20 protein-coding genes, 2 tRNA genes and 4 pseudogenes are annotated in these 23,693 nt (G+C 70.6%); 17 read left to right on the top strand and 9 right to left on the bottom strand.

The features are described from left to right. The first annotated feature begins 525 nt into the window (after window positions 1-525). The gene (locus KBY19_RS00095) at window positions 526-828 is read left to right on the top strand and encodes a hypothetical protein (protein ID WP_210964845.1); all 303 of its coding nucleotides are present in this window, start codon (window positions 526-528) and stop codon (window positions 826-828) included. Further along, the gene (locus KBY19_RS00100; RefSeq protein ID WP_210964846.1) at window positions 822-1,241 is read left to right on the top strand and encodes a hypothetical protein; all 420 of its coding nucleotides are present in this window, start codon (window positions 822-824) and stop codon (window positions 1,239-1,241) included. The genes KBY19_RS00095 and KBY19_RS00100 overlap by 7 nt, the downstream gene beginning before the upstream one ends. Window positions 1,242-1,665: 424 nt before the next feature. On the opposite strand, the gene KBY19_RS00105 is transcribed toward KBY19_RS00100, so the two are convergent. Together KBY19_RS00105 and KBY19_RS00110 are read right to left on the bottom strand one after the other, a co-directional pair. Further along, window positions 1,666-2,187 (bottom strand): cupin domain-containing protein, encoded by a 522-nt coding sequence (locus tag KBY19_RS00105; RefSeq protein WP_210957321.1) that lies wholly within the window; start codon window positions 2,185-2,187, stop codon window positions 1,666-1,668. Window positions 2,188-2,274: 87 nt separating this feature from the next. Further along, window positions 2,275-3,507, bottom strand: a complete 1,233-nt coding sequence (locus KBY19_RS00110; protein WP_210964847.1) for an MFS transporter — start codon at window positions 3,505-3,507, stop codon at window positions 2,275-2,277. Between the two features lie 118 nt (window positions 3,508-3,625). Here KBY19_RS00110 and KBY19_RS00115 point away from each other — a divergent pair, with 118 nt between their 5' ends. Next, the gene (locus KBY19_RS00115) at window positions 3,626-4,138 is read left to right on the top strand and encodes a MarR family winged helix-turn-helix transcriptional regulator (RefSeq protein ID WP_210964848.1); all 513 of its coding nucleotides are present in this window, start codon (window positions 3,626-3,628) and stop codon (window positions 4,136-4,138) included. Between the two features lie 389 nt (window positions 4,139-4,527). Here the strand turns inward: KBY19_RS00115 and KBY19_RS00120 are convergent, their stop codons facing one another. After that, the gene (locus tag KBY19_RS00120) at window positions 4,528-5,976 is read right to left on the bottom strand and encodes an MFS transporter (RefSeq protein WP_210964849.1); all 1,449 of its coding nucleotides are present in this window, start codon (window positions 5,974-5,976) and stop codon (window positions 4,528-4,530) included. Between the two features lie 138 nt (window positions 5,977-6,114). On the opposite strand from KBY19_RS00120, the pseudogene KBY19_RS00125 reads away from it, so the two are divergent. From KBY19_RS00125 to KBY19_RS00150, 6 genes and pseudogenes are all read left to right on the top strand, one after another. Continuing rightward, window positions 6,115-6,666 (top strand): annotated as a pseudogene (locus KBY19_RS00125) (CGNR zinc finger domain-containing protein); the annotation flags it as partial. Window positions 6,667-7,691: 1,025 nt separating this feature from the next. Beyond that, on the top strand, window positions 7,692-8,639 hold the full coding sequence (locus tag KBY19_RS00130) for an NADP-dependent oxidoreductase (protein WP_210964850.1): 948 nt from the start codon (window positions 7,692-7,694) through the stop codon (window positions 8,637-8,639). A gap of 369 nt (window positions 8,640-9,008) precedes the next feature. Continuing rightward, the gene (locus KBY19_RS00135; RefSeq protein WP_180289686.1) at window positions 9,009-9,173 is read left to right on the top strand and encodes a hypothetical protein; all 165 of its coding nucleotides are present in this window, start codon (window positions 9,009-9,011) and stop codon (window positions 9,171-9,173) included. A 304-nt stretch (window positions 9,174-9,477) separates the two neighbouring features. Next, window positions 9,478-10,323 carry an RNA polymerase sigma factor SigF gene (locus KBY19_RS00140; RefSeq protein ID WP_099882573.1) on the top strand — a complete coding sequence of 282 codons (846 nt, stop codon included), beginning with the start codon at window positions 9,478-9,480 and terminating at the stop codon, window positions 10,321-10,323. Window positions 10,324-10,522: 199 nt separating this feature from the next. After that, a complete protein-coding gene (locus tag KBY19_RS00145; protein ID WP_185017549.1) occupies window positions 10,523-11,497 on the top strand; it encodes an RNA polymerase sigma factor SigF in 975 nt (324 codons plus the stop codon). Between the two features lie 303 nt (window positions 11,498-11,800). Further along, complete coding sequence (locus KBY19_RS00150) at window positions 11,801-12,631, top strand: hypothetical protein (protein WP_210957324.1); 831 nt, start codon at window positions 11,801-11,803, stop codon at window positions 12,629-12,631. Window positions 12,632-12,735: 104 nt separating this feature from the next. Here KBY19_RS00150 and KBY19_RS00155 read toward each other — a convergent pair whose 3' ends face one another. After that, window positions 12,736-12,960, bottom strand: a complete 225-nt coding sequence (locus KBY19_RS00155; protein ID WP_180289687.1) for a hypothetical protein — start codon at window positions 12,958-12,960, stop codon at window positions 12,736-12,738. 203 nt (window positions 12,961-13,163) lie between these two features. Here KBY19_RS00155 and KBY19_RS00160 point away from each other — a divergent pair, with 203 nt between their 5' ends. The 3 genes from KBY19_RS00160 to KBY19_RS00170 all read left to right on the top strand — a co-directional run bounded on the left by KBY19_RS00160 (window position 13,164) and on the right by KBY19_RS00170 (window position 17,460). Beyond that, entirely contained in the window at window positions 13,164-13,643 is a 480-nt protein-coding gene (locus KBY19_RS00160) for a MarR family winged helix-turn-helix transcriptional regulator (RefSeq protein ID WP_099886621.1), read from the top strand. A 230-nt stretch (window positions 13,644-13,873) separates the two neighbouring features. Then, entirely contained in the window at window positions 13,874-16,342 is a 2,469-nt protein-coding gene (locus tag KBY19_RS00165) for an MFS transporter (protein ID WP_210957325.1), read from the top strand. A gap of 185 nt (window positions 16,343-16,527) precedes the next feature. Next, window positions 16,528-17,460, top strand: a complete 933-nt coding sequence (locus KBY19_RS00170) for a YceI family protein (protein ID WP_210964851.1) — start codon at window positions 16,528-16,530, stop codon at window positions 17,458-17,460. A gap of 74 nt (window positions 17,461-17,534) precedes the next feature. Here the strand turns inward: KBY19_RS00170 and KBY19_RS00175 are convergent, their stop codons facing one another. Both KBY19_RS00175 and KBY19_RS00180 read right to left on the bottom strand, forming a co-directional pair. Then, on the bottom strand, window positions 17,535-18,365 hold the full coding sequence (locus tag KBY19_RS00175) for a TetR/AcrR family transcriptional regulator (protein ID WP_210964852.1): 831 nt from the start codon (window positions 18,363-18,365) through the stop codon (window positions 17,535-17,537). A 97-nt stretch (window positions 18,366-18,462) separates the two neighbouring features. Then, window positions 18,463-18,801 (bottom strand): annotated as a pseudogene (locus tag KBY19_RS00180) (winged helix-turn-helix domain-containing protein); the annotation flags it as partial. 261 nt (window positions 18,802-19,062) lie between these two features. Here KBY19_RS00180 and KBY19_RS00185 point away from each other — a divergent pair. Both KBY19_RS00185 and KBY19_RS00190 read left to right on the top strand, forming a co-directional pair. Beyond that, complete coding sequence (locus KBY19_RS00185; protein WP_210964853.1) at window positions 19,063-19,578, top strand: hypothetical protein; 516 nt, start codon at window positions 19,063-19,065, stop codon at window positions 19,576-19,578. Between the two features lie 74 nt (window positions 19,579-19,652). Beyond that, entirely contained in the window at window positions 19,653-20,348 is a 696-nt protein-coding gene (locus KBY19_RS00190; RefSeq protein ID WP_143674894.1) for a hypothetical protein, read from the top strand. A gap of 71 nt (window positions 20,349-20,419) precedes the next feature. Here the strand turns inward: KBY19_RS00190 and KBY19_RS00195 are convergent. Further along, window positions 20,420-20,554, bottom strand: a pseudogene (locus KBY19_RS00195) (TerD family protein); the annotation flags it as partial. Window positions 20,555-20,656: 102 nt separating this feature from the next. Between KBY19_RS00195 and KBY19_RS00200 the strand changes: the two are divergent. Both KBY19_RS00200 and KBY19_RS00205 read left to right on the top strand, forming a co-directional pair. After that, entirely contained in the window at window positions 20,657-21,454 is a 798-nt protein-coding gene (locus KBY19_RS00200) for a S9 family peptidase (RefSeq protein WP_210964854.1), read from the top strand. 325 nt (window positions 21,455-21,779) lie between these two features. Next, window positions 21,780-21,959, top strand: a pseudogene (locus KBY19_RS00205) (site-specific integrase); the annotation flags it as partial. 92 nt (window positions 21,960-22,051) lie between these two features. On the opposite strand, the gene KBY19_RS00210 reads toward KBY19_RS00205, so the two are convergent. Together KBY19_RS00210 and KBY19_RS00215 are read right to left on the bottom strand one after the other, a co-directional pair. After that, window positions 22,052-22,124 (bottom strand) — tRNA-Arg (locus KBY19_RS00210). A gap of 229 nt (window positions 22,125-22,353) precedes the next feature. Next, window positions 22,354-22,443: transfer RNA gene (locus KBY19_RS00215), tRNA-Ser, on the bottom strand. A gap of 506 nt (window positions 22,444-22,949) precedes the next feature. Here KBY19_RS00215 and KBY19_RS00220 point away from each other — a divergent pair. Next, window positions 22,950-23,462, top strand: a complete 513-nt coding sequence (locus KBY19_RS00220; protein WP_099882597.1) for an SSI family serine proteinase inhibitor — start codon at window positions 22,950-22,952, stop codon at window positions 23,460-23,462. The last annotated feature ends 231 nt before the right edge of the window (window positions 23,463-23,693 follow it).

Consider the following 23,693-nt stretch of genomic DNA (forward strand, 5'->3'; position numbering starts at 1 on the left):
CCCCGCCCGTTGGGCCCAGTGCTGCCCACTGGACGGCGCTCCTGGCTGCGTTGGAGCAAGGCGACCAGTTCGGGCTCCGCACCGACGGTGCTTCCACCGTCGCGTGGGCCCTCGTCCTCTCCGAGGATCCGGCCTCGCCGACCAAGCGGGGCACGGATCCGCAGCCGTAAGGAGCTGCGTCGTGCGCCCCTACCTCCGAGCATTGCTCACACTGCTATGCCACCGACCGAGCCGCCGCACACCACCCGCCCAGGTGGACGAAGTCCGGAAGCTCCCGGCTCGGCGTCGTCCCTGCATCATCTCCCCGGGCAGTCGCTTCCACTGCCCGGACGCCTGGCGCCCGCTCCTCGTCCCAGCTACTGACGGCCCTCTCGTTCGGCCGTTCTTCCTCGCCCACGAAGCCCGCACCCTCCAGGGCGCTGAGGCCGTCGGCGGTGAACGCCCATGAGCTATCGCTCCACTGACTGTCACCTGGGTCGACACGGAGCCTGCCGCCATGCCCACGCCCGCAAAGGCCATCCCGGCGTGACGTTCGAAGCCTGCGACTGTGCGTGCCACCTCCAGCCCACCCAGATCCGAGCCCCACAGGACAAGCCGCTCCGAGCCCGCTCCGCGCAGCAGGTCGCTATCGAGGTAGGCGCCGGCGAACTGAAGACCGGCGACGTGATCCAGGTCGGTGGGTGCTCGATGGCCGTGGCGGACCTTCGGCACATCACTGGTGGCGCGAAGCGCATCGGTTTCCAGAGCGGCGAGGCCCTCACCATCACGCCCAGCACCACGCTGGTCGTCTTCCGCACAGTAGAAGGGTGGAAGGACTCCACATGCTGATCTACGACCGCGACGCAGTGCCCATGCCCTCGTCGCCGGAGTTGCGTCTTCTCCCGTGGGCCACCGAAACGGGGAAGCCCTGCTACCTGAACGGCAACCCCGGGTCTCCCCTCTCTCTGTACGCCAATGCAGTGGAAGACACCCACCTCATCAACGGGGACCGAGCCCTCAAGCGCGCCGTCCAGCTTCTCGACGCGGTCACACCGGAGGACGAGGAAGCAGAGGGCGGGGAAGCGGACAGTGCCCTCCAGGCGCTTCGGGACACCGTGACCGCCCTGAGTAACGCGCTCCGTATCGCTGACAGCCGCGGAGCCCGGTTGATGGACGAGGACGGCGATGCTCCCCGCCCTGAGCTCGTTGAGAGGGGACATGAGGGTGGCGGCCCCCTTCTGTCAGCCGAAGCCTTCGGCTGAGCGAGCGTCAGTGTCGCCCGCGCAGGGTCTCAGTTTGGGTCTCATTCACGGGCGTCCAACGCCGTCCGCTCGGGTTCACACGAACCGTCCCCCGCGCGTTCTGGACCCACCTGAACGACCCCGTACAACCCCCTCACCACCCCGAACAGACCTCGAAAGCGAGTGAGGGGGCAACTCCTCCGTGGGTTCAAATCCCACCGCTACCGCTGTGAGCAGGACAGATGAAGGGCCGGACCCCGCGCGGGTCCGGCCCTTCGTGCTGCGTCTCGGCGTCTCGGCCCTTCGCGCCTGGTCCGGCCTCTCAGGGTGGGCCGGTCAGTGAGAGGGCCCTTGCCTGCGCGGCAGTGTCATCCGAGCGTCCCGACCGCTCGCGTGGTTCCCCTCTTCTGGGAACGGGCGATCCGAAGCCGGGTCGTGGGGGCGGTCACGCGGAACTCTCCAGGGCAGCACGCCAGGCGGGGCTGTCGACATAGTGGTTGTCGAAGTGTTCCGACGACTCGGCGATCTCCTTCGGGTCCGCCTCGCCACGCATCACCCGGCCGAGCAGGCGCAGGTAGTCGAACCTGCCCATGCCGGGGGTGAAGACGAACAGGACATCCGCTTCGCAGCCCGGGGCGGCCGCGAAGGCGTGCGGGGTGTGGGGCGGCACCGCGAGGAAGTCGCCTTCCCTCAGGATGGTGACTTCCTCGCCCACCAGAACCTGCAGAGCCCCGCTGATCACGAAGAACAGCTCCGACGCCCGGGTGTGGAAGTGGGCCGGGGCTCCTGCCCCGCCCTGCGCGAAGGTGGAGCGGTAGCTCGTGAAGCCGCCTGCGGGGCTGTCCGAATCGGCAAGAAGAGTTATCACGCTGCTCGGGTCGGCGCAGGTCTCGGCTTCGGCATGGCGGGTCAGCACCGCTGCGGGCGGAGTGTTGGTCGCGGACATGGTGGGTGTCTCCTCGTTCATGATGACGCTCCTGGTATCGCGAGTGGTCTTTTGATCTTTGGCTTTGGGTGCATGTGTGCGCAGTTGGGGTCGGGTCGTGGCCGGCGTTCAGCCGCCCAGTGTGATCAGGGCTGCTATCGCCGGGCCGAAGGCGCCGCCCAGCTGGTAGCAGAGGGTGAAGAGGCCGATCGCTGTGGCGCGCTGGGTGGTCGGCGCGGCCTGAGTGGCCACTACCGCGAGCGTCGCCTGACCCGCACTCGCCGCGAACGAGGCCAGCGTCGCGACCAGCAGGAGCAGCGGCGCCCAGGGAGTCAGAAGGGCGGTGAGCGGCGCCAGCGCTCCGGCCGTGAGCAGAATCGTCAGTACGCGCGGGCGGCTCATCCGGGCCGAGGCCGCGGCCAGCATCATGGAGAGCGCCGAGCCCGCGAGGAGGGCGGCCAGCTGGCCGGTGCCGATCGCGGAGGCCGACCAGCCCGTGCGGTCGTCCAGCAGTTGCGGAACGGCGAAGAGCAACGTGAAGTACGACGTCGCGAGGACGCACGCGAGCAGGGCGGAGAGGACGAACGTCCGGGTGCGCAGCAGCGAGGACGGGACGAAGCCCACGGGCTCGGATCGGATGTGCAGGGCCAGCAGCGCGGCCGTCACCATGGAGGCGGTCACCGCCGGGAGCGGGTAGAGCGGGACGAACATCAGGGCTGTTGCCAGCGCAGCCAGCAGGGCGGCACCCCGGCTGTCGAAGGGGGTGCTCTGCTGCGGCGCGGGTGGGACGGCTCGACGCATGACCGCCGGAAGGGCGAACAGCGCGACCGCTCCGACGGCGAGGGACGCCCGCCAGGAGACGAGGTCGGCGATCGCCGAACCGAGCAGCGGTCCTGCCGCGCCCAGCGTCCCGAAGCCCGCCGTGATCACCCCCATCCGGCGGACCGAGACCGCCAGGCTCATCGCCGCAGTGATCAGGCCCGCGCCGCCCATCGCCTGGGCTGCCCGGCCCACCATGGCCAGCGGCAGCCAGGGCGCCACGGCGACGATCGCGGTGCCGGCCACGACCAGGATCGCGCTCAACCGGAGTGCGCTGTGCAGCCCACGACGACGCAGCAGGCCCGCCATCAGCGGGGTGCTGACGGCCAGGGCCCAGGCGAAGACCGTGACGAGCCAGGTTGCCGAGGCCGTACGGATGCCGAGGGAACCGGCCATGTCCGAAAGGATCAGGACCGGGCCGTTCGCGCTCGCGGCAACCGGAGTGGCCAGCAACGCCAGCCACGCGGCGGGAACTTGGCGTGCTGGCTGCACGGCAGCGGCGGAAGGTGTCTGCGCAGCGGGGTGAAGGGCGAGCTGGGTCATCGAGGGCCCCCATGTATTTCAACCTTGACAATCTCAACGTTGAAATAACAGCAGACCGACTCTCTCAACGTCAAGTGCTTTAACGTTGAGAAGACACACGTTGAGGGGAGTGGAAGAGATGAGCGATGTCGTGGACGCGATCATCAGCCAGTGGGTCAAGGAGCGCCCCGAGGTGCAGGAGGACCTCTGGCCGGTGGAACTCCTCGCGCGGGTCCAGCGGCTGGCCCGTGTGATCGACAAGTCCGCCAAGGCCACGGCCGCCGCGCACGGAGTGGAGCACGGCGAGTTCGACGTACTCACCACGCTCCAGCGCTCCGGGCCTCCCTACACCCTCACCGCCGGGTCCCTACTCAAGGCATCCATGGTGACCTCCGGCGCCATCACCAACCGCATCGACAAGATGGAGGCCAAGGGACTGGTCGAGCGGGTGCGCGAAGGTGACGACCGGCGCAGCGTCAAGATCTGCCTCACCGAGTACGGACACGAGGTCACCCGGGCCGCCTTCGCCGACCATCTGGCGAACTACGCGCAACTCCTCGCCGGCGTGGACCGCGACCTGGTCGAGAAGACGGCCGAGGGCCTCCGGCAGGTACTGGAAACCCTCGGTGACACCGCCTCCGCCATCGAGTGACGGCTCGGAGCCGATACCGCCGGGCCTCGGTCACGCCGGATGTATCGGGTGCGTCGGAGGCGTCGGGTACGTCGGCTAGGTCGGAGGCGTCGGAGGCGTCGGAGGCGTCGGAGGCGTCGGAGGCGTCGGAGGCGTCGGAGGCGTCGGAGGCGTCGGAGGCGTCGGAGGCGTCGGAGGCGTCGGAGGCGTCGGAGGCCAGGCTGCCGGACATGCGTGTGGCGAGATCACCTCGACGCCGGAAGGTGGCTGTCCAGTCACCAGCCCGGCTCACCGCTACCACCGGTGAACTGGAAGGACGAAGGGCAGGGCCCCGCACGGGGTCCGGCCTGCCCTTCGCCGTAGGGGCCCTTTCGGTGGTCGGCGCCCGGGGCCGCCTCCGGTCTGCCGCCTTACGCGCGCTTCTCGGCGAAAGCTCGCGCCAACGTCGAACGCGTCAGGACTCGGAGGAACGGCAGGACCGTGAGGGCGACCGACGCGGCGAAGGCCGCGAACGCGAGACGGATGCCCAGCCATTCGGCCAGCAGGCCCATGACGCCGGCGCCGATGGGCATGGCGCCCCAGCTGAAGAGGCGGCTCACGGCGTTGTACCGGCCGAGCATGCTGTCGGGCACGAGGTGCTGCCCGATGGTGCGCGAGTTGACCGTCCACAGCGTGCCGCCCATGCCGCCGACGAAGGCAGCGGCAGCGACGGCCCGGACGTCGGTGGTCAGCGCCGGTACGGCCATCATCGCGAAGGTACCGATCAGGTCGGCGAACATCACCCGGCGACGGCCGAAGAGCCGGTTGCCCCAGGAGACGGCGAGAGCACCGAACAGCCCTCCGATGCCCAGGGCGCTCAGGATCGCTCCGTACTCCGCCGAACTCACCCCTATGACGTCGGTGGCGTAGAGCGGCATGAGTGCCAGCCAGGCGCCCCAACAGGCACACAGGACGGTCAGAATCAGGGCCATGGTGCGCAGCAGCACATGCCGCCACAGATAGCGCAGTCCTCCGACGAGCTGCTTGTTGACGCTCTCGGGGCCGCTGTCGGGTGCGCCCTCAGGGGTGTTGCCGGGAGCGCCCTCAGGGGTGTTGCCAGGACTGCCGCGCCTCGGCGTGCTCCCTCGCGCGGCCGTCTCGGCGCTGTCCCGTGCGGCACGGAAGCGGCCGACGAGCAGCAGCAGAAGGAACGAGGCGGCCAGGTACGACACCCAGGTCACGCCCAGGGCGACACCGGCGCCGGCTGCGAGGAGGAGCCCTCCGACGAACGGGCCGCAGAACTCGTTGCAGACGGTTTCCGCCCCGGCGATCCACGCGTTCGCCCGCTCCCGGCCCTCCGGCGGTGTCAGGGCCGGGATCAGCGCCGAGGCCGCGGTCAGCGCGACCACTTCGGCGACGCCCAGTACCGCGCCGACGGTACAGAGCACCGCGATGCCGACGCTGTCGGCCGCCGCGGCCTGGATCAGCGCGCCAAGGGCCAGCAGCCGCAGGCCGTCCGCCGCCCACAGCAGGCGGCGGCGGTCCACCCGGTCGACCAGGACCCCGACATGGAGGGCCGCCAGCAGCCAGGGCAGGGACAGAGCCAGCGACACCGCCGAGACCTGAGCCGGGGAGCCGGAGGCCCGGGTGGCGAGAAGCGGTAGCGCGATCTTTGTGACGCCGTCCGCGAGGTTGGTGATCGCGGTGAAGACCAGGAGGACGACGGTGTTCCGTGTGCCGTACCGCGCGGCCGACGGCGTGACCGGTTCGGCATCAGCCTCTGCGGCGGACTCCGCGACAGGCTCTGCAGGAGGTTCGTGCTCCGCCGTGGGCCCCGCTGTCGCCGATGGTTCCGCCGTTCCGAGCGCCTGGTCACTCATCGGCTCCCCTAACCCTCTATCGCGCTTTGCCGGTTACGTCGAACGGGAGTCTGGCACAGGAGGGGCGATTCTTCTACCGGTAAAACCGTTAGCCGGTTAGCAGGGTGTAGGCTGGCGCCCTTCACAGGAGGTGCCCCCATGCGCGAAGCGCCGGCTTCGGCCCAACTGATCGAAGCCTTCGCCAACACCGTCGACGTGGAGCTCGGCACCGACGAGTTGGAGACGGCGAGCGGGCTGGCCACCTGGCTCGTCGCTCAGGGGCTGCTCGACCGCAACCGCCGGATCGGCCCCGACGACCACACCCTCTGCCTGCGGCTGCGTACCGGCATCCGGGAGGAACTGGGGATCAACGTCGGCGACACCGCGGACGCCGCGCTCCTCGCGAGGGCCGACGAGGCGCTGCGCGAGCTGCCCGTGCTCATCTCGGTCCGGGGCGGGGGAGGACAGGACTCGCGCGACGGCGTCCTCTCTCCCGCCCCGGACTTGCCGCCGACCAGGAAGGCTCTCGCCCACCTCGCAATCGCCTGGAGCGAACTGGCCCTCGCCGGGGAGGCCGGTCGGCTCAAGCGCTGTGCGGAACACTCCTGCGCCTGGGTGTTCTGGGACGTGTCCAAGAACCGCAGTCGCCGCTGGTGCTCGATGCGGGTGTGCGGCAACCGGGCCAAGGCCCGTCGACACACCGCCAAGCAGGCGTCGGACACCACGCGAAGTGCGACGCCACAGCGTGCCGAGACCCTGGAGCGACCCGCAGCCGCCGAGCAGACCACGAGTCCCGAGCAGACCACGGGCCCTGAGCAGGCCACGAGCCCTGAGCAGGCCACGCCCTCCGAGCGGACCGCTTCCGCGCGCCAGGAGGCTTCCTCGGCGAGTCGTGTTATCAGGACCTGACGTCGGCACAATCGCGAAGAGGAAGCATTTCCTGTCGGCCTGTCGGCCTGTCGGCAATCCCGCGCCTGCCCGGACCCGCACCGAGACCTGTCCCAAGACCCTGTCCGAGCACGCTGTTCGGCCGACCGGCTGGATGAAAAGGCGGCAGCGAAGTCAGGCAAAACAATAGCGAAACAATAACCGCGTTTTTCTCCGGGATGCGCTTGTGCGTTGCTGTATCGTCATCTCAACCTCCCATTTGAGAGGGGGTGAGGAGAATGGCCGGTGCGGGCTGCAAGTCTGAGCCGGCGAGGACGACGTTGCAGCGATTCGCAGATCTCGCGCGAGCAATCGCCGGCTTCTTCCAGGCAGTGTATTACGCCGTCCGGACGGAGCAGTTGTGGTAGCTCCCGTACGAGTTGATGGGCCCACTCGCGGCCTGGAGTGAGCCCACCGTCGATCCTCGTCCGCGGCCCCGCTCTTCGTTTGCGCCGGAGGTGCGGGGTCCGCGCCATGGGGACCGGCAGCAATTGTGCTGTTGCTCGCAGACTAGCATTGTTCGCGCTGTTTTTTGTACTCCTTGCGACGCCATGGCTAATCCTTCGGTTACGCGTCGGGACAGGTTTGGCCTCGGGCAGGGCCTGCTTATGCGGGCCCTGCTTCCGGGCGTTTCGAACCCTGCTCCCGGCGTTCCTCCGGCCGCCAGGTATTCGGCCGTATTCGGTTGCATTCGGCTGGGCCCGGTCCAGTTCGGGTGCGGGGTGGGCGGGCGATCTGCGGATGGCCGCGTGCTGTCGTACGTTGAGAGCGTCCGCTGGTCCCAGGGGGGAGCAGGGAGGCGCGGGTGCATGCGTGCTGTCGGTGTGCGGGAGAGGAACGGGCGGCCCGAGGTCCTGCAGGCGCGGCAGCCTGAGCCGGGCGAGGGCGAGGTGCTGGTACGGGTGGTGGCCGCGGGTCTGAATCCGCTGGACTGGAAGATCGCCGAGGGCATGCTGGAGGACCTGGTTCCGTACGACTTCCCGCTGGTGATGGGGGTGGACTTCGCGGGTGTCGTGGAGGGCGGCGGTGCGGAGACGTACCGGTTCACCTCGGGCGAGCAGGTGTTCGGGCACGTGGTGAGTGAGCCGGTGGGCCGCGGGACGTACGCGGAGTACGTGGTCGTGAACGAGGCGGGCAGCATCGCCCGCGCCCCCGCCTCCATCCCGCTGACCGCCGCGGCGGGGGCTCCCACGGCGGGGATGGCGGCGCTCGGGATCATGGACTCGGCCGCGCTGCGCTCGTACGAGAGCCTGCTGATCATCGGCGCCGCCGGCGGCGTCGGTACGTTCCTCACCCAGCTCGCCGCCGCCCGCGGGCTGCGCGTGGTGGCCGCCACGCACGGGCACGACCAGCCCCGGATGGCGGCCTTCGGCGCGGCCCTGACCGTCGACGTACGGGAACGGGACTTGGCGGACGCCGTACGGGAGGAGTATCCGCGCGGCGTGGACGCGCTGGTGGATCTCGGGTCGGCCTCGCCGGAGGAGTTCGCCCGGCACGCCGCGCTGGTACGGGACGGCGGGGTGGCCGTCTCCACGTTGGACGCGGCGTCGGTGGAGGCGCTGTACGGGCGCGGCATCGAGGGCATCAACTACCACATCGCGGCCTCCGCCGAGCTGCTGGAACGGCTCGGCGAGGAGATCGACAGCGGCCCGCTGACAGTCCCCATCGAGACCGAGGTCCCGCTCGACCAGGCGCCCGGCGCGGTGGCGCGCAACCGGGCGGGCGGCGCCCGGGGCAAGACCGTCCTCCTCCCCTGAGCCCCGCCGAGCCCTTCCCGGCCCCCTCCTGGACCTCCCCGGCCCTCTCTTGGGCGCCCTGGCCCCTTTCCGAGTCCGTCCCGCCGTGCCTCTCCTGAGCCCGCTCGCGGCCTCCCCCTCCGCCCTCCGCCCAGCTCCGGAGCCTGCTCACGGCCGTCCCCTCCGCCCTCCGCCCAGCTCCTGAGCCCGTCGGCCCCGCGCCCCCTCGCGCCGTCCGAAGGCCTCCCCGCAGGTCCGGTGGCGAGCCCAGGAGTCTCTTTCGCCTGCTGGCCCCGCACCGTTCCCGCTACACTCACACCGCCGCACAGGTGTACAGGGTGTCGATGATCGAACGCCCGGGGGATCGACGCCCGGGGGAGGGGCAGCGCGATGGCGCAGACGAAGAAGCTCGCGGGCTATGTGCTTGTCGTCTTCGTGCTGTACACGATCATCACGTCCCCCGAACGCGCGGCAGATCTGGTCCAGATAGGTTTCGAGGGCATCTCCAGTGCCGCGCAGGGCGTCGGCCGATTCATGACCTCGCTCGTCAACTGAGGCCCCCGCCCCGCCCCGCCGAAACACCTGTTCCGCCGCTCCTGCCCGGGCACCGCTGTGCCCTGTGCGCGGGCGCTTCCGGCCGCAACTGGCAAGCAACACGGAGTTATACGGTGCTTGCACACGGTGCACATGTCTTGTGATGCTATGACCGCTTTTTGGCTGATGAATCGTGCCCGCTTGCACAGCGCGGCTCGGGGCCCAGCGGGCACAGCAGCCGAAGCACGCCGCGAAGCAGGCAAAGCAAGCGCAGCAGTCGAAGCGATCGACCAGACAGATCTGCACCGTAAGGGGTGGTGGCTGAGTGGACGGGACCCGTACCCCCACCCAGACTCCCTCCGGCGACGCCGAACCAGCCTCCTCCCCCGCCGAGGCGCAGCGGGAACGGGCCGCGCGGACCCGGGCGCTGACGCAGTCCCTCTTCGAACAGCTCGCTCGGCACGAGCCCGGCTCCGCCGAACACGAGCGCATCCGTGCCGCCCTCATCGAGGCCAATCTGCCGCTCGTGCGGTACGTCGCGGCGCGCTTCCGCAGCAGGAACGAGCCGATGGAGGACGTGGTCCAGGTCGGCACCATCGGGCTGATCAACGCGATCGACCGGTTCGACGCCGAGCGCGGGGTGCAGTTCCCCACCTTCGCGATGCCGACGATCGTCGGTGAGATCCGCCGCTACTTCCGCGACAACGTCCGCACCGTGCATGTTCCGCGCCGGCTGCACGAGATGTGGGTGCAGGTCAGCGGCGCCACCGAGGATCTGACGACATTGCACGGGCGGTCCCCGACCACCGCCGAGATCGCCGAGCGGCTGAAGATCTCCGAAGAGGAAGTGCTGGCCTGCATCGAGGCCGGACGGGCCTACCGGGCCACCTCGTTGGAGGCGGCCCAGGAACGCGAGGACGGGATGCCGGGGCTGCTGGACCGGCTCGGTTACGAGGACCCGGAGCTCGACGGGGTCGAACACCGTGACCTCGTCCGCCATCTGCTCGTACAACTGCCCGAGCGCGAGCAGCGGATCCTGCTGCTTCGGTACTACCGGAATCTGACGCAGTCCCAGATCAGCGCCGAGCTCGGCGTCTCGCAGATGCATGTGTCGCGGCTGCTCTCGCGCAGCTTCGCCCGGCTGCGAGCCGCAAATCGAATCGACGCGTAACCGGTTCGAGCGACCTCAACTTCCGCATCACCGCCCTCAACTGTGCAGTTTTATCGACATGAGGCTACGTCGCGTTGCCTACTTGTGACATTCTGCAAGAGCTGCGTTTGCCGCAGTGGCGTGCCCGGTATGGAGGGGGAGGTGCTTCCCTCAGAGCCGAGGGCGCCGCAGCGACCGTCCGCGACCTCAAGGGGGTGGCATGTCCGTAGAACTGGGCAGCTCCAAGGTGCTCGCCGAGAACACGTCCCCGACCCCGGGGGCTCCTCCCGGGCCCACTGAGCCAGGCAGCGTGTCACCGGTGCTCGACGAGGTGGCGCCGGAAGACCTCGCGGGCGCCGCGCCGGCGGAGCTCGCCGGGGCCGCAGTGGTGCCCGACAGCGACACGCTCGACACCCGCACGCTCTCCCGCTCCCTCTTCCTGCGGCTCGCCGCGCTCGACAAGGCCGCGGCCGAGTCGCCGGGGACGGCCAACACGGCTGAGCGGATGTATGTACGAGACACCCTCATCGAGCTGAACCTGCCGCTCGTCCGCTACGCCGCGGCCCGCTTCCGCAGCAGGAACGAGCCGATGGAGGACATCGTCCAGGTCGGCACCATCGGGCTGATCAAGGCGATCGACCGGTTCGACTGCGAACGCGGCGTGGAGTTCCCGACGTTCGCGATGCCGACCGTGGTCGGGGAGATCAAGCGCTTCTTCCGCGACACCTCGTGGTCGGTGCGGGTGCCGCGCCGCCTCCAGGAACTGCGGCTCGCGCTGACGAAGGCGAGCGACGAGCTGTCGCAGACCCTGGACCGTTCCCCGACCGTCACCGAACTCGCGAGCTGCCTCGGCGTCTCCGAGGAGGACGTGGTCGACGGGCTGGCCGTCGGCAACGCCTACACCGCCTCCTCGCTGGACTCACCGGCGCTGGAGGAGGACGGCGGCGAGGGCTCGCTCGCCGACCGGCTCGGCTACGAGGACAGCGCGCTGGAGGGCGTCGAGTACCGCGAGTCCCTGAAGCCGCTGCTGGCCAAGCTCCCGCCGCGGGAGCGCCAGATCATCATGCTGCGCTTCTTCGCGAACATGACGCAGTCGCAGATCGGCGAGGAGGTCGGCATCTCGCAGATGCACGTCTCCCGACTGCTGACGCGCACGCTCGCACAGCTGCGCGAGGGGCTGATCGCGGAAGACTGACCGAGACGGGGGCGGAGTGCGGCGGGGGACACCGACAAGGACACCGACAGCAGGACCGGAAGCGGAACCGACAGCCAGGCCGGAAGCCGGACCGACAGCGGCACCGACGGCCGGACCGACAGCGGTACCGCGACGGACGTCGAGAGGCACACCGGGCGGGACGCCTGCTCGGGGAGCCACCGGAACACGGAGAGGGGTGCGGCCAGGGACAAGGCCAGGGACAGCGGAATGGACCGGGGCTGGGACACCCGGGTTCGCCCACAGAGGGTTCACTTCTGACGAGGCGTCAGTGACACTGTCGCCATGCGAAGCCAGGAGAGCACCGCACGAAGCCGTCGAGGCAGCCGGTTAGCCGCCTCGGCGGCTCTCGTATGTCTCGGGGCACCGCTGGTCGCGGGCTGCGGCTCAGGCGGGGACGACGGCTATGTGGCGGTCGGCGCGGCGGACCCGTCGGGACGCAGCGGCGACGGTGCCGGTCCCGCACGCCCGGACGACAAGGTACGGATGGTGCCGTTGCCCGGCGACGGCGACGGGAAGGGTGGCGACGCCGCCCGCGAGGCCGACGGCAGCACGAAGGGCGCGCGCGGGGGCGCCGGCGACGGGCGTACGGGAGGCACGGCGGACGCGGACGACGGCGCCGGCACCGACGGCGGCGCCACGGAAGCGTCCGGTTCCGCTCCATCAGGCTCGGAGGGCTCGGGAGGCCCGGGCGGCGGCTCCAAGGACTCGACCGGCCCGGACGGCTCGACCGGCGCATCGCCCGGCTCCGGCAACGGCGGCGGCTCCGGCCCGGGTGCACCCGGCTCCCCGAGCACGCCGAGCGGCCCGGCCGCGCTGACGGCGAGCGAGCCGCAGCGGGCGAAGACCGAGGACCGGTGGTGCGAGAAGGTGACCGTCCGCTTCACCAACTCCGGAGGCCGTACGGTCACCGGAGGCAAGGTCACCTTCGGTACGCACATCATCGGCGCGCTGGGCGTCGACTGGGCCACCCGCGAGAGCACACGTGCGCTCCCCGTACCGATCAGGGCCGGGGAGAAGAAGGAGAAGACCTGGACGGTGTGCGTGGACGCCTGGCGGGTGCCCCTGGGCATGCACGTCGAGACCCGTGAGGTACGGCTGTCCGGCTGGAAGTAGCCGGGACCCGTCCCCAGGTCAGGGCCTCTCCCGGGGCCGTTCAAGGACGCCGGTCGGTCCTTCGGGCGGCGTCCGGGGCCCGAGCAGGTCGGACCCCGTCGCCGTCAGGAGAAGGCGAGCCAGGCGACACCGGCCAGGACGACGAGCACGACGACGACTCCGACGATCACGCCGATCCGCGGTCCGGCCGAGGCCGGAGCGGGCGCCTGCCTGCTGCCGGGCCGAGTGGTGCCCTCGTCGACAAAGGCGCGGAACATCTGGGTGCTGCCTGCCGGGTCGGGGTGTCCCTGTCCGTCCGGACCCTGCGGCGCCTGCGGGTTGTGAGCCATGTCCCAGGACCCTAGCGAACCGTCCCCCGGATGGCACAGCCACGCCCCGGCGGGCGCTGTGCGCTCGCTCACACACGTTCCCGTGCCGCCTCCACGGGTCCTCACTCTTTGCTCAGAGTTTGCCTGGCTTGCCCGAAATCAATTTGCCTACAGCAACCAACAATCTTTATGGTTGCCCTAAGCAACAAGTTCATGGGGTGCAGATGGCCGAACGCAGTCAGTACGAGGAGCTGGCCCGGCAGATCAGCGCCATCGGCGCCGTCAAACGAGAGATGGCGCGCGGTCTCCCCGCGGAGTGTCCGCCCGCCTCGGCGGCCGTACTGATGCTCCTGGACAAGCACGGGGAGATGCGCACCAGCCGACTGGCCGAGCTGATGGCGATCGACATGTCGGTCACCAGCCGACACGTCACCCACGTCGCCGACCGCGGCTGGATCGAACGGCGCCCTGACCCGCAGGACGGCCGATCCCGACTGCTGCGGATCAGCCCGAGCGGCGAGCGGTTCCTGGCGGACCTCTCGGCACACACGATCGAGGTGCTCGCCGCCCACCTGCACGACTGGAGCGACGAGGACGTCGCCCAGCTCAACACGCTGCTCAGCCGGCTCCGTACGAGCTTCGGGGACTGCCGCGCCCGCGGCGGGCTGCCCCACGAGACGAAAACGACCGCACCACTGAGTTAGAAGGACGCCGAATGGCAACAACCCGATCCCAGCCACCGGTTGGGGGGTCCCATGACGCCGCGCAGGGGACCGGCGGCGGGGCCCGGCACGCGGCACACGCCGCATCGTCAGGCCACTCCGGTGCCGCCCGCGCCCGGACGGCCCCCCAGGGCCAGGCACAGGCTGCCGGGTCCACGGTGGCCCCGGGCGCGGACCCCGCCGCCGCGGCGGCATCCGGGAGCACGCCCCCGATGACGCACCGGCAGATCATGGAGGCGCTCTCCGGGCTGCTGCTCGGTATGTTCGTCGCCATCCTGTCGTCGACGATCGTCTCCACGGCGCTCCCCAAGATCATCTCCGATCTCAACGGCAGCCAGAGCTCCTACACCTGGGTCGTCACCGCCTCACTGCTGGCGATGACCGCGACGACCCCGCTGTGGGGCAAGCTGGCCGACCTCGCCAGCAAGAAGCTGCTGGTGCAGATAGCCCTGGTCGTCTTCGTACTGGCCTCGGCGGGCGCCGGTCTGTCGCAGAACCCGGGGATGCTCATCTCCTTCCGTGTCGCCCAGGGCATCGGTATGGGCGGACTGTCGGCGCTGGCCCAGATCATCATGGCCGCGATGATCTCCCCGCGGGAGCGCGGCCGGTACAGCGGCTACCTCGGCGCCACCTTCGCCATCGCCACCGTCGGCGGCCCGCTGCTCGGCGGCGTGATCACCGACACCAGCTGGCTCGGCTGGCGCTGGTGCTTCTACGTCGGCGTCCCGTTCGCCGTCATCGCGCTGATCGTCCTGCAGAAGACGCTGCACCTGCCCGTCGTCAAGCGGCCGGGCGTCAAGGTGGACTGGGCCGGCGCGTTCTTCATCGCCGCCGCGGCCTGCACCCTGCTGCTGTGGGTCACCTTCGCGGGTGACAAGTACGACTGGGTGTCCTGGCAGACCTACACGATGGTCGGCGGAGCCGTGGTGCTCGGGCTGATCTTCGTGCTCGTCGAGTCGAAGGCCAAGGAGCCGATCATCCCGCTGCGGCTGTTCCGCAACGGCACGATCACGCTGGCCTCGGTCGCCTCGCTGTTCGTCGGTATCGCGATGTTCGGCGCGACGGTCTTCCTCAGCCAGTACTTCCAGCTGGCGCGCGGCAAGTCGCCGACGATGGCCGGGGTCATGACCATCCCGATGATCGCCGGGCTGTTCGTCTCCACCACCGTCTCCGGCCAGATCATCACCCGTACCGGCAAGTGGAAGAAGTTCCTGATCGCCGGCGGTGTGCTGATGGCGGCGGGCATGGGCCTGCTGGGCACGCTGCGGTACGACACCGAGTACTGGCACATGTCGATCTTCATGGCGCTGCTCGGCCTCGGCGTCGGCATGATGATGCAGAACCTGGTGCTCGCCACCCAGAACCAGGTGGCGGCCAACGATCTGGGAGCAGCCAGCTCCACCGTCAACTTCTTCCGCTCGCTGGGCGGTGCGGTCGGCGTCTCGGCGCTCGGCGCCGTGCTCTCCAACCGGATCACCCACTACATGGAGGACGGTTTCACCAAGCTCGGCATCAAGCCCGGCGGCAGCGCCACGGGTGGGGGCGGCAGCTCGCTGCCGGACCTGGACAAGCTGCCCGCGCCCGTCCGTACCGTCGTGGAGAGCGCCTACGGCCACGGCATCGGCGACATCTACCTGTACGCGGCGCCGGTCGCCCTGCTGGCGCTGGTGTGTGTGCTGTTCATCCGGGAGGTGCCGCTGCGGACCACCGCCGCGAACCAGGCGAGCGAGGCCGCCGCAACCGGCGGGGCGACCGCGAAGGCAGCGGCGACCGGGTCCCCCGCCTCGGCGACCGAGGCGCTCTCGGCAGCCGAGGCCCCGATGCCGGGGGCATCATCCACGGGGGGCGACACTCAGCAGCTCAGGGAGTACGCAGCCATGGCCACAGCCCAGTCCCCGGCCCCGACACCGACCAGCGGCCACGGGGTCTACGGCACCGTCCGCAATGCCGACGGCATCGGCGTCGCCCGCGCGGCCGTCACGCTGATCTCGCTCAGCGGGCGCCAGCTCGGCCGCTCCGTCGCCCACGCGGACGGCTCCTACACGCTGGACGCACCAGGGCCCGGCTCCTACGTCCTGATCGCGGCGGCCGACGGCCACCAGCCGCAGGCGTCCACGGTCGTGGTCGGCGAGGAACCCCTCAGCCACGATCTGCTGCTCTCGGGCACCAGCGGCCTGGCGGGCCAGGTGCGCGGGATGGCCGACGGCGCCCCGGTGCACGGCGCGATGGTCGTCGTCACGGACGTCCGGGGTGAGGTGGTGGCCACCGGCATCACCGGCGAGGCGGGCGAGTACCGGTTCGACGAGCTGGTCACCGGCAGCTTCACGCTGGCCGTGAACGCCAACGGCTACCGGCCCACCGCGGTCCCGGTCGAGGTGCAGGGCCAGGGCACCACCCGGCTCGACGTCGATCTGGCGGCGGGCGCCCGGGTGACCGGTACCGTACGGGCCGGCGGACACGGCAGGCCGCTGCCGGACGCGCGCGTCACGCTCGTGGACGCGGCGGGCAACGTCATCGCCACGTCCACCACCGGTGAGGACGGCGCCTACGCCTTCACCGACCTGGACGCCGGCGACTACTCGGTCATAGCCAGCGGCTACCCGCCCCAGGCGAACGCGCTGCAGGTGACCGGATCCGGAGTGGACGCGTACGACATCGAGTTGCACCACCCGGACGAGTGACCCCCCGGTCCTGACGGCGTGCGAGTCGAGCGGAGCGCGCGCCGTCGGGTCCGGTTCGGGGAAGGGCCCCGGCGGCCCGGAAACGCATTGAGCGAGTGCGGGCAAGGGACGGCCCGCCGCCGAGGCGCCGGGGCCCGTCGTAGGCGAGGCCGGGGCCGTCGTATGTGAGAAGGAGCTGGAAAGAGATGACAGGCGGGGCAAGCGGAGCGGACCCGGGCGGCGTCGCAGGCGCTGGTGGGACCGGCGGGGTCGGCGGGACCGGCGGGACCGGTGGCGGGACGACCGGCGGCGGGGCCCGCCAGGACGGCGTGCGGGCGCGGGTGCGCACCCGGGACGGCTGGGCGGTGCAGCACGCCGTGCTGACCGTCACCGATATGACCGGCACCCAGGTGCGGCGCGTCGAGGCCGACGACGAGGGCATCGTGCGCGGCGGGGAGCCGCTGCCCCCGGGCGCGTACACCGTCATCGCCACGGCCGTCGGCTACGCACCGGCCGCCTCCACGGCGATGGTCACCGCCTCCGGACGCGCGGACCTGGGCACTCTGGTGCTGGCCCGGCAGGGTGGCGTGGAGCTGCCGCCGCCGGGGCCGTGGACCATCGACCCGATGCACTCCACGATCGCCGCGACCGCGCAACACCTGGGGATGACCAGCGTCCACGGCCGGTTCACCGACTTCGGCGGCCGCATCGAGATCGCCCAGGACCCGGAGAAGTCGTCCGTCGAGGCCGTCATCAAGGCCGAGTCCATCAACACCGGCAACTCCATGCGCGACCAGCACCTGCGCTCCAGCGACTTCCTCAACATCGAGTCCTACCCCGACATCACCTACCGGAGCACCGGTGTCGACGTGGCAGGGCCCGACCGGTGGACGGTGCGCGGTCACCTCGGGATGCACGGCGTGGTGTGCGAGGTCGACCTGGACCTCACCTATCTGGGCAGCGGCCCCGACCCGTGGGGCGGGCTGCGCGCCTCCTTCCACGCCACGACCGAACTGCGGCGCTCCGACTTCGCGATGAACTACAACCAGGTCGTCGCTGCGGGGATCGCGGCCGTCGGTACGACACTCAAGGTGGACCTGGACGTCCAGGCGGTCCAAGGGGAGTCACTGCCGTTCTGACGACGGCTCAGCGATCCCAGGAGCACTCAGCGATGCCCAGGCCCTAGGAACACTCAAAGCGGCCCCGGGAGCACTCAGCGGTCCTCGGGGGCCGGAGGCTGGGGCGGAATCACGGGCGCGGCGCGGTCCCACGGGGCCGCGCCGCGCCCGTACCGTGCCATGGCCTCGATCCCGGCGACGACGCAGTCCAGCGCGACGCCGAAGTCCCGCTGCTCGACCGGGCGTACGGCCTCCGCGCGTACGCCCTCCCCACCGTCGCCGCACTCCGCGTACTCGGGGCGCACGCCGACGGTCGAGCGCAGCGCGTCGACACAGTCCTGCGAGCTGACACCCGCCTCACTGCAGCGCCGGTGCCAACTGGCCTCCACGGCGGCGTGCCCGTACACGAACGAGAACAACGCCGCCAGCGCACCGTCCGCCTGCTGCTCGGGCAGCCCGGAGCGCAGCAGTACGCGGCGCACCCCCAGTTGGAACGACATCGCGCTCGGCCCGACGTTCAAGAAGCTGCCCAGCGTGCCCGACGCCCATGGGTGACGGCGCAACAGTCCGCGCAGTGCGTAGGCGGACTGCCGCAGCTGGTCGCGCCAGTCGACGTCCTCGGCATCCGCGTCCGGCACCTCCAACTCGCCCTCGACGGCGTCCAGGGCCAGCTCCAACAGATCGTCCTTGCGATCGACGTACCAGTACACCGACATCGCGGTCACCCCCAGATGGGCGGCCAGCCGACGCATGGAGAACTTCGCCAGCCCCTCGGTGTCCAGGAGCCGTACGGCAGCTGCCGTGATCTTCTCCCGGTCCAGCCCCTCGGTCTGACCGCTCCCGGCGGCTCTACGACGGGTCCCGGTCCTCTCCTCGAGCCACACGCTGGTCCTGCGCATCCGACTCGTGCGGCTGCCGTCACTCATGGCACGCGCTCCTTCGGGGCCGGCTCCGAAGGCCGGTCGGAGAGACGGAACGGGGTGGCAACGGCCGAGGTGCCTCACAGACCGTCACCCCTCGATGCTAATCCGTATCCGACCCGTCCCTCCGCCTGTCCACGCCGCCCACGCCCTCCCCGGGCTTGAAGACATAACCCGCCCCGCGCCGGGTGTGGATCATCCGCTCCCGGCCCACATCGATCTTCCGCCGCAGATACGAGATGTAGAGCTCCACCAGGTTGGCCTGCCGCCCCACGTCGTAGTTCCACACCCGGTCGAGGATCTGCGCCTTGCTGAGCACTCTGCGCGGGTTGCGCATCAAAAAGCGCAGCAGCTCGAACTCGGTGCCGGTCAGCCGTATCCGGTCGCCGCCCCGCCACACCTCGCCGGTCTCCTCGTCCAACACCAGGTCCCCGACGACGAGCAACCCCTCGGGCCGCAGCCGCCGGCCGGACCGATGCACGCACCCGCGCGAGGTGCGCTCGCCCCTCGTGCGCGCCCCGTACACGCGCCCCGTACTTCCCGTACCCCGCGGCACCGAGGCCGCGCCCGTCCCATTCCTGCTTCCGCTCCCGCTCATGCGCCCACCCTCGAACGCCCGGGTGAGAGGAGGCTTGCCGAGACCTGTGAATGCTCTGAGAAAGACCTGGGCGCCCACGGGTGGGAAAGACCTAGGCTGCCACGGGTGAGCGCAGTCATAGCAGCGATGATCACGGCCGTCGTCGGCGTCCTGGGCACCCTGTTCGCTCCCGTACTCACCCAACGCATCACGGCGCGGCAACGGGTCGAGGAGCGGGCCGAGGCCGATCGGCTGCGCCGCCTGGAGGAGCGCCGCGCCGCCTACACCGCCATGAACCGCGCCTCACGCCAGTTCAGCACCCTCCTCAAGGACGCCCTGCACCGGCTCCGCGACGACGTCTACACCGACCACGAGCGCGCCGCACTGGAAGAGGCCCGCCTCGACTACCGCGACCGCTACGCGGAGGCCCAGATGATCGTGCCCGAACACATCCTGGACGCCTCCCGCGCGGTCAACCGCGTCCTCGCCGGAGCCGACGCCGCCGTCAAACGCCTCGACCGCGGCCGTGCCCGCGACGGGGAGACCCCCGACTCGGTACGCCTCACCCTCACCACCGAGGGCGACCGAGAACTGGCCGCCATGCGCCGACTGATGCGCGAGGACCTGGGCATCCACGACTGAACGGCGGCCGACGACGGGCCCGAATCGACCGCAAAGGGCAAGGGGCAGAGGGCAAGGGGCAAGGGGTGGACAGCATGCTGGAGGCAGTGGGATCGGAGCTGGTGAGCGCGCTCGTCGCCGCCGCGCTCACCGGGCTGGTGGGGCTGACGCGCTGGTTGCTGGCCCGCCGCCTGCCTGCCCGCCGCATCTGGCGCTTCGAGAAGGCCGCCGAGCTCTCAACAGTCGTCGACACCGACCATGTGGACACCGGCCGCTATCGGCGCCCCGTCTCCGGACTGGGCCAGGTCCGCGCGCTCTCCCTCCTCGTGCCGAGTCTGCACCTCGCCTATCGTGACCTGGATCTGGAAAAGCTCCACCTCTCCGCTCACCTGCCGGGCCCCGCCCTGGAGGGCGACCTCCTCGTCCTCGGCGGTCCGAAGACCAACGAAATCGCGGGCCGCCTGCTGACAGCCATGGCGGACTCCCTCCCGTTCCGCACCGGCGGCGGGAGGATCGTCTGGGACGGCACTCCCTATGAGGGGGACGCGGCGGACGGCGGCGTCACCCGGGACCTGGGGGTGGTGATCCGCGCCCCCAATCCCTTCAACCCCGCAGCTCGCGTCGTCCTGCTGTGCGGTTGGTCCACCTACGGCACCCTCGCAGCGGCCCGCTGGCTCACGACCGAGGGCGCGAACCGCTCCCTCCCGGCAGACCTCACCGCCCTCGTGGAGTCCCACGTCCTGTCCGACGGCCATGTCTCCCCACCCCGCATCCTGAGACTCAGCCGATGAGCCGGCCCCGCAAAAGCCGCCCCCTCTGCTGAACGGTGGCGGTGGCCCTCAGATGTCACCGCCCGGGTGAGTCAGGCCACTTCGATGCCGTGGTCCTGGACCAGTTCCTCCAGGCCGCCCCGGTACCCCTCGCCTCCCGGGACGAAGTTCCAGTCACCGTTGGCACGGCGGCGGAAGGAACCAAGGACCAAAGCGGTCTCGGTGGGCGCCCGTCAGAGACCAGATCCGGGGACCGGGCCGGGCCGGGCCGGTTCTGCTGGGGGCGATAACCGACGCCAGGTGCGCGGCAGCACACCTACGGTGGCCGTATGGACTCACCGCTCACGGGAACAGCCGCCGGCGTGCCGTTCACCGCGCTGCCCCCGGCCGACAACGGCGCCGCGCCGCTGATCGTCACCTGGCACATGCTGGACGCGCCGAGGTCGGACGCCGCGTTCGCTGCCGCGCTGCCGATGAACGGTCTGCCCGCGTGGCGGGTGCACCTCGGGATGCCGATGTGCGGGGCTCGGATGGTCGACGGCCGTACGGACGCGATCGTGGAACTCTTCCAGCGGGACCCCCTGATGTCCTTCCTGGCCCCGTTCGTTCAGCAGGCGGCCGAGGAGTTCCCGGCCGCGCTGGCATCGCTGCGTGCCCAGTTGCCGGTCGGTGACGGCCCGATCGGTGTGCTCGGCGGCTCCCTTGGCGGAGCCGTCGCGCTACGGGTCCTTGCCGAGACCGGCACTCCGGTCTTCGCCGGCGCCGTCGTGAACGCCGCCGTCCGGATACGGTCGGTCGTGGACCTGTTCCCGGGCGACTACCCCTACGACGCCGACTCCGAGAAGGTGGTCGACTCCCTCGACTTCGTCACCAAGGCGCCCGCCATCGCCGGTCGCGCGCCGCTGCTCGTCGTCAGCGGCGAGTCGGACCACCCTGCGCTGCGCGCCGACGCGTTGCACCTCGTCGACGCGCTGGGGGAACGGTCCGAACTGCTGTCGATCCCCGGGTTGGCGCATCCGCTCGCCGACGAGCCCGGCATCGAGCCCGCCCCCCAACTGCCACCGGCGCGCAAAGTGGACGCCGGCCTGACCGCATGGTTCCTACGCCACCTCCCGAGTGCGGACTAGTACCCCGCCCCGCTTCCCCGGCACCACCCGGCGTCGTTGCTACCTCGGTCCGGCTGTACACAGCGAGACGAGAAGGGACTTGAGCCGGTGCGCCACACGGGGAGCCGACCTACAACGGGACGCCAACCGAGTGCCCCTCATGCCTCAGCCACAGGAAGTCAGCCACGACGGCGGGAGAGGCGTCCGAGCACCTGCACGTGGCCCCCTCAGCCACCCTCCGGCATCAGCCACGCTTCCAAAGTCCTGATCTTTGACCCGCAGACGCCTCCGCGTAGCCCCGGCCGGCGCTCTGGCGATGGCGGGACCGGCCCGCAGACCGCGACGAGCCGCACGGATGATCATGGAAGTACTCGGGCACAGTTCGATCCGCGTGACGATGGACGTCTACACCTTCGTGCGACTCGACTCCCAGCGGTCTGCCTTCGACCGAGTGGGCGACGCCCTGCGCGACGCGAACGAGGGCGACGACGATGACGGCACGAGCGGCGTTCCTGTCGCGGTCTGATCACTTACGCTCAGCCGGTTGATGTCAGCGCTGATGTCAATACCAACGCCAGAGGCCCCTTCCAACACTTGGAAGGGGCCTCTGAGCTGCTGCGCGCTCGGCAGGATTCGAACCTGCAACCTTCTGATCCGTAGTCAGATGCTCTATCCGTTAAGCTACGAGCGCTTGCTCTCCGGCGGTTTTCTGCCGGTCGGCGTTGCGGGAACAACATTACATGACCTGCGCGCCGAGGTGAAATCCGTTTGGGTCACCCCCTGTGACCTGCGAAAACGCCATGGTAAGGGTGCCGCGCAGCGGGATCAGGGGGACGGGGTGGAACGAGAGAAGCCCCGGACGGGCCGGGGCTTCGGTGATCTTGAGATCCGTGGACGATCCTGGATCCGGAGATCGTGAGCGGAGGCTCCGGGATTTGAACCCGGGATGGGGGGTCACCCCAAACCGCATTAGCAGTGCGGCGCCATAGACCAGACTAGGCGAAGCCTCCAGACACACTCGGGACGCCCGGAGGGCGGCAAAGTGTGTGCTGATGATGGCACAACCCTGGGGGCTGTCTCCAATCGGCCCCTACCGTACTCGGTCCGCGGACCCCTGGGCAAAGCGTTAGCGCGGCGGCCCGGCAGCGCCGCCGCCATCGGGCGGGTCGGCCTGGGGGCTGCCTCGGCGAAGTCGGCCCCGGGTCCCCGGGTGGCCCCGGCGGCCCGGGTGACCCGCCTGGGCCCGTCTGGGCCCGGGGCAGGCGGGCGGGCGGCTCGGCGCCGGTCAGCGGCGGTGGGGACGGTCGCGGGGGGGCGGGACGGTCGCGGGGGGCGTCGGTGCGGCCGTACGGGGGTGCGCTGCGCCCGGACGGGTCCGCCCGCGCAACGGTGGGGGCGGAGCGGCGTTGAAGAAGAGGGGGCGTACTCGCGGCGCCCCCGTCTCCCTCCCATCACGAAGGCCGCCCCCGTCCAGCCTGTCCCGGCGGGGTGTGCTCTCGAGCCTCTGGAGTCAGTCATGCCGCGTCGTACCGCGCCCGTAGCCTTCCGCGTCCGCCCGCTCCTCACCCTCACCATGGTCACCTCCACGGCGGCCGGCCTGCTCTCGCTCCTCGGGGCGCCGGAGGCGGTGGCCGCCGAGCCGTCGGCAATCACCGGCCCGTCGGCCACCGCCGGTGGGACCACCGCCGCTGTCCGGCCCCGCGACAAGCTCACTTTCACCGTCACCCACAGCGGTAGGGCGGCGCACGACGGGTCGTACACGCTCCGCTGTCACCCCCCAGGGGGCAGGCACGCCGCTCCGAGCCGGGCGTGCGCGGCGCTCGATCGGGCGACCTCCCAGGGCCGTGACCCGTTCAAGCCGGTGGCGGCGGGTGCCACATGCACGATGATCTACGGCGGCCCGGCGACGGCTCGTGTGACCGGCACCTGGCAGGGCCGGAAGGTCGACGCCCGGTTCAGCCGGACCAACGGCTGTGAGGTGGCGCGGTGGAACAGCCTCGTTCCGGCGCTGCCCCGGATGTCCTCCTGAGTGCGCGGTCCGAGCGGGCGGCTTGAGCCTGCTGTCCGAGCGGGCGGCCTGAGTGGCCCGTGTCGTACCGGGGGTGAGCCGAGGGCGTTCGGTCTACTCTCCGCTGTGCGCCGGGTGTTGGCCGGCGACGCCCGCGCAGCCGGCCGTCTGCCCCGCGGTACGGGGGTGACCTGACACGCATCCGCCGCCGCTTCCAGGAGTGCGGCCCGTAGACTCCCCCTAGTGGCACGC

The organism is Streptomyces sp. B15 (assembly GCF_018070605.1).
GTDB lineage: Bacteria > Actinomycetota > Actinomycetes > Streptomycetales > Streptomycetaceae > Streptomyces > Streptomyces smyrnaeus.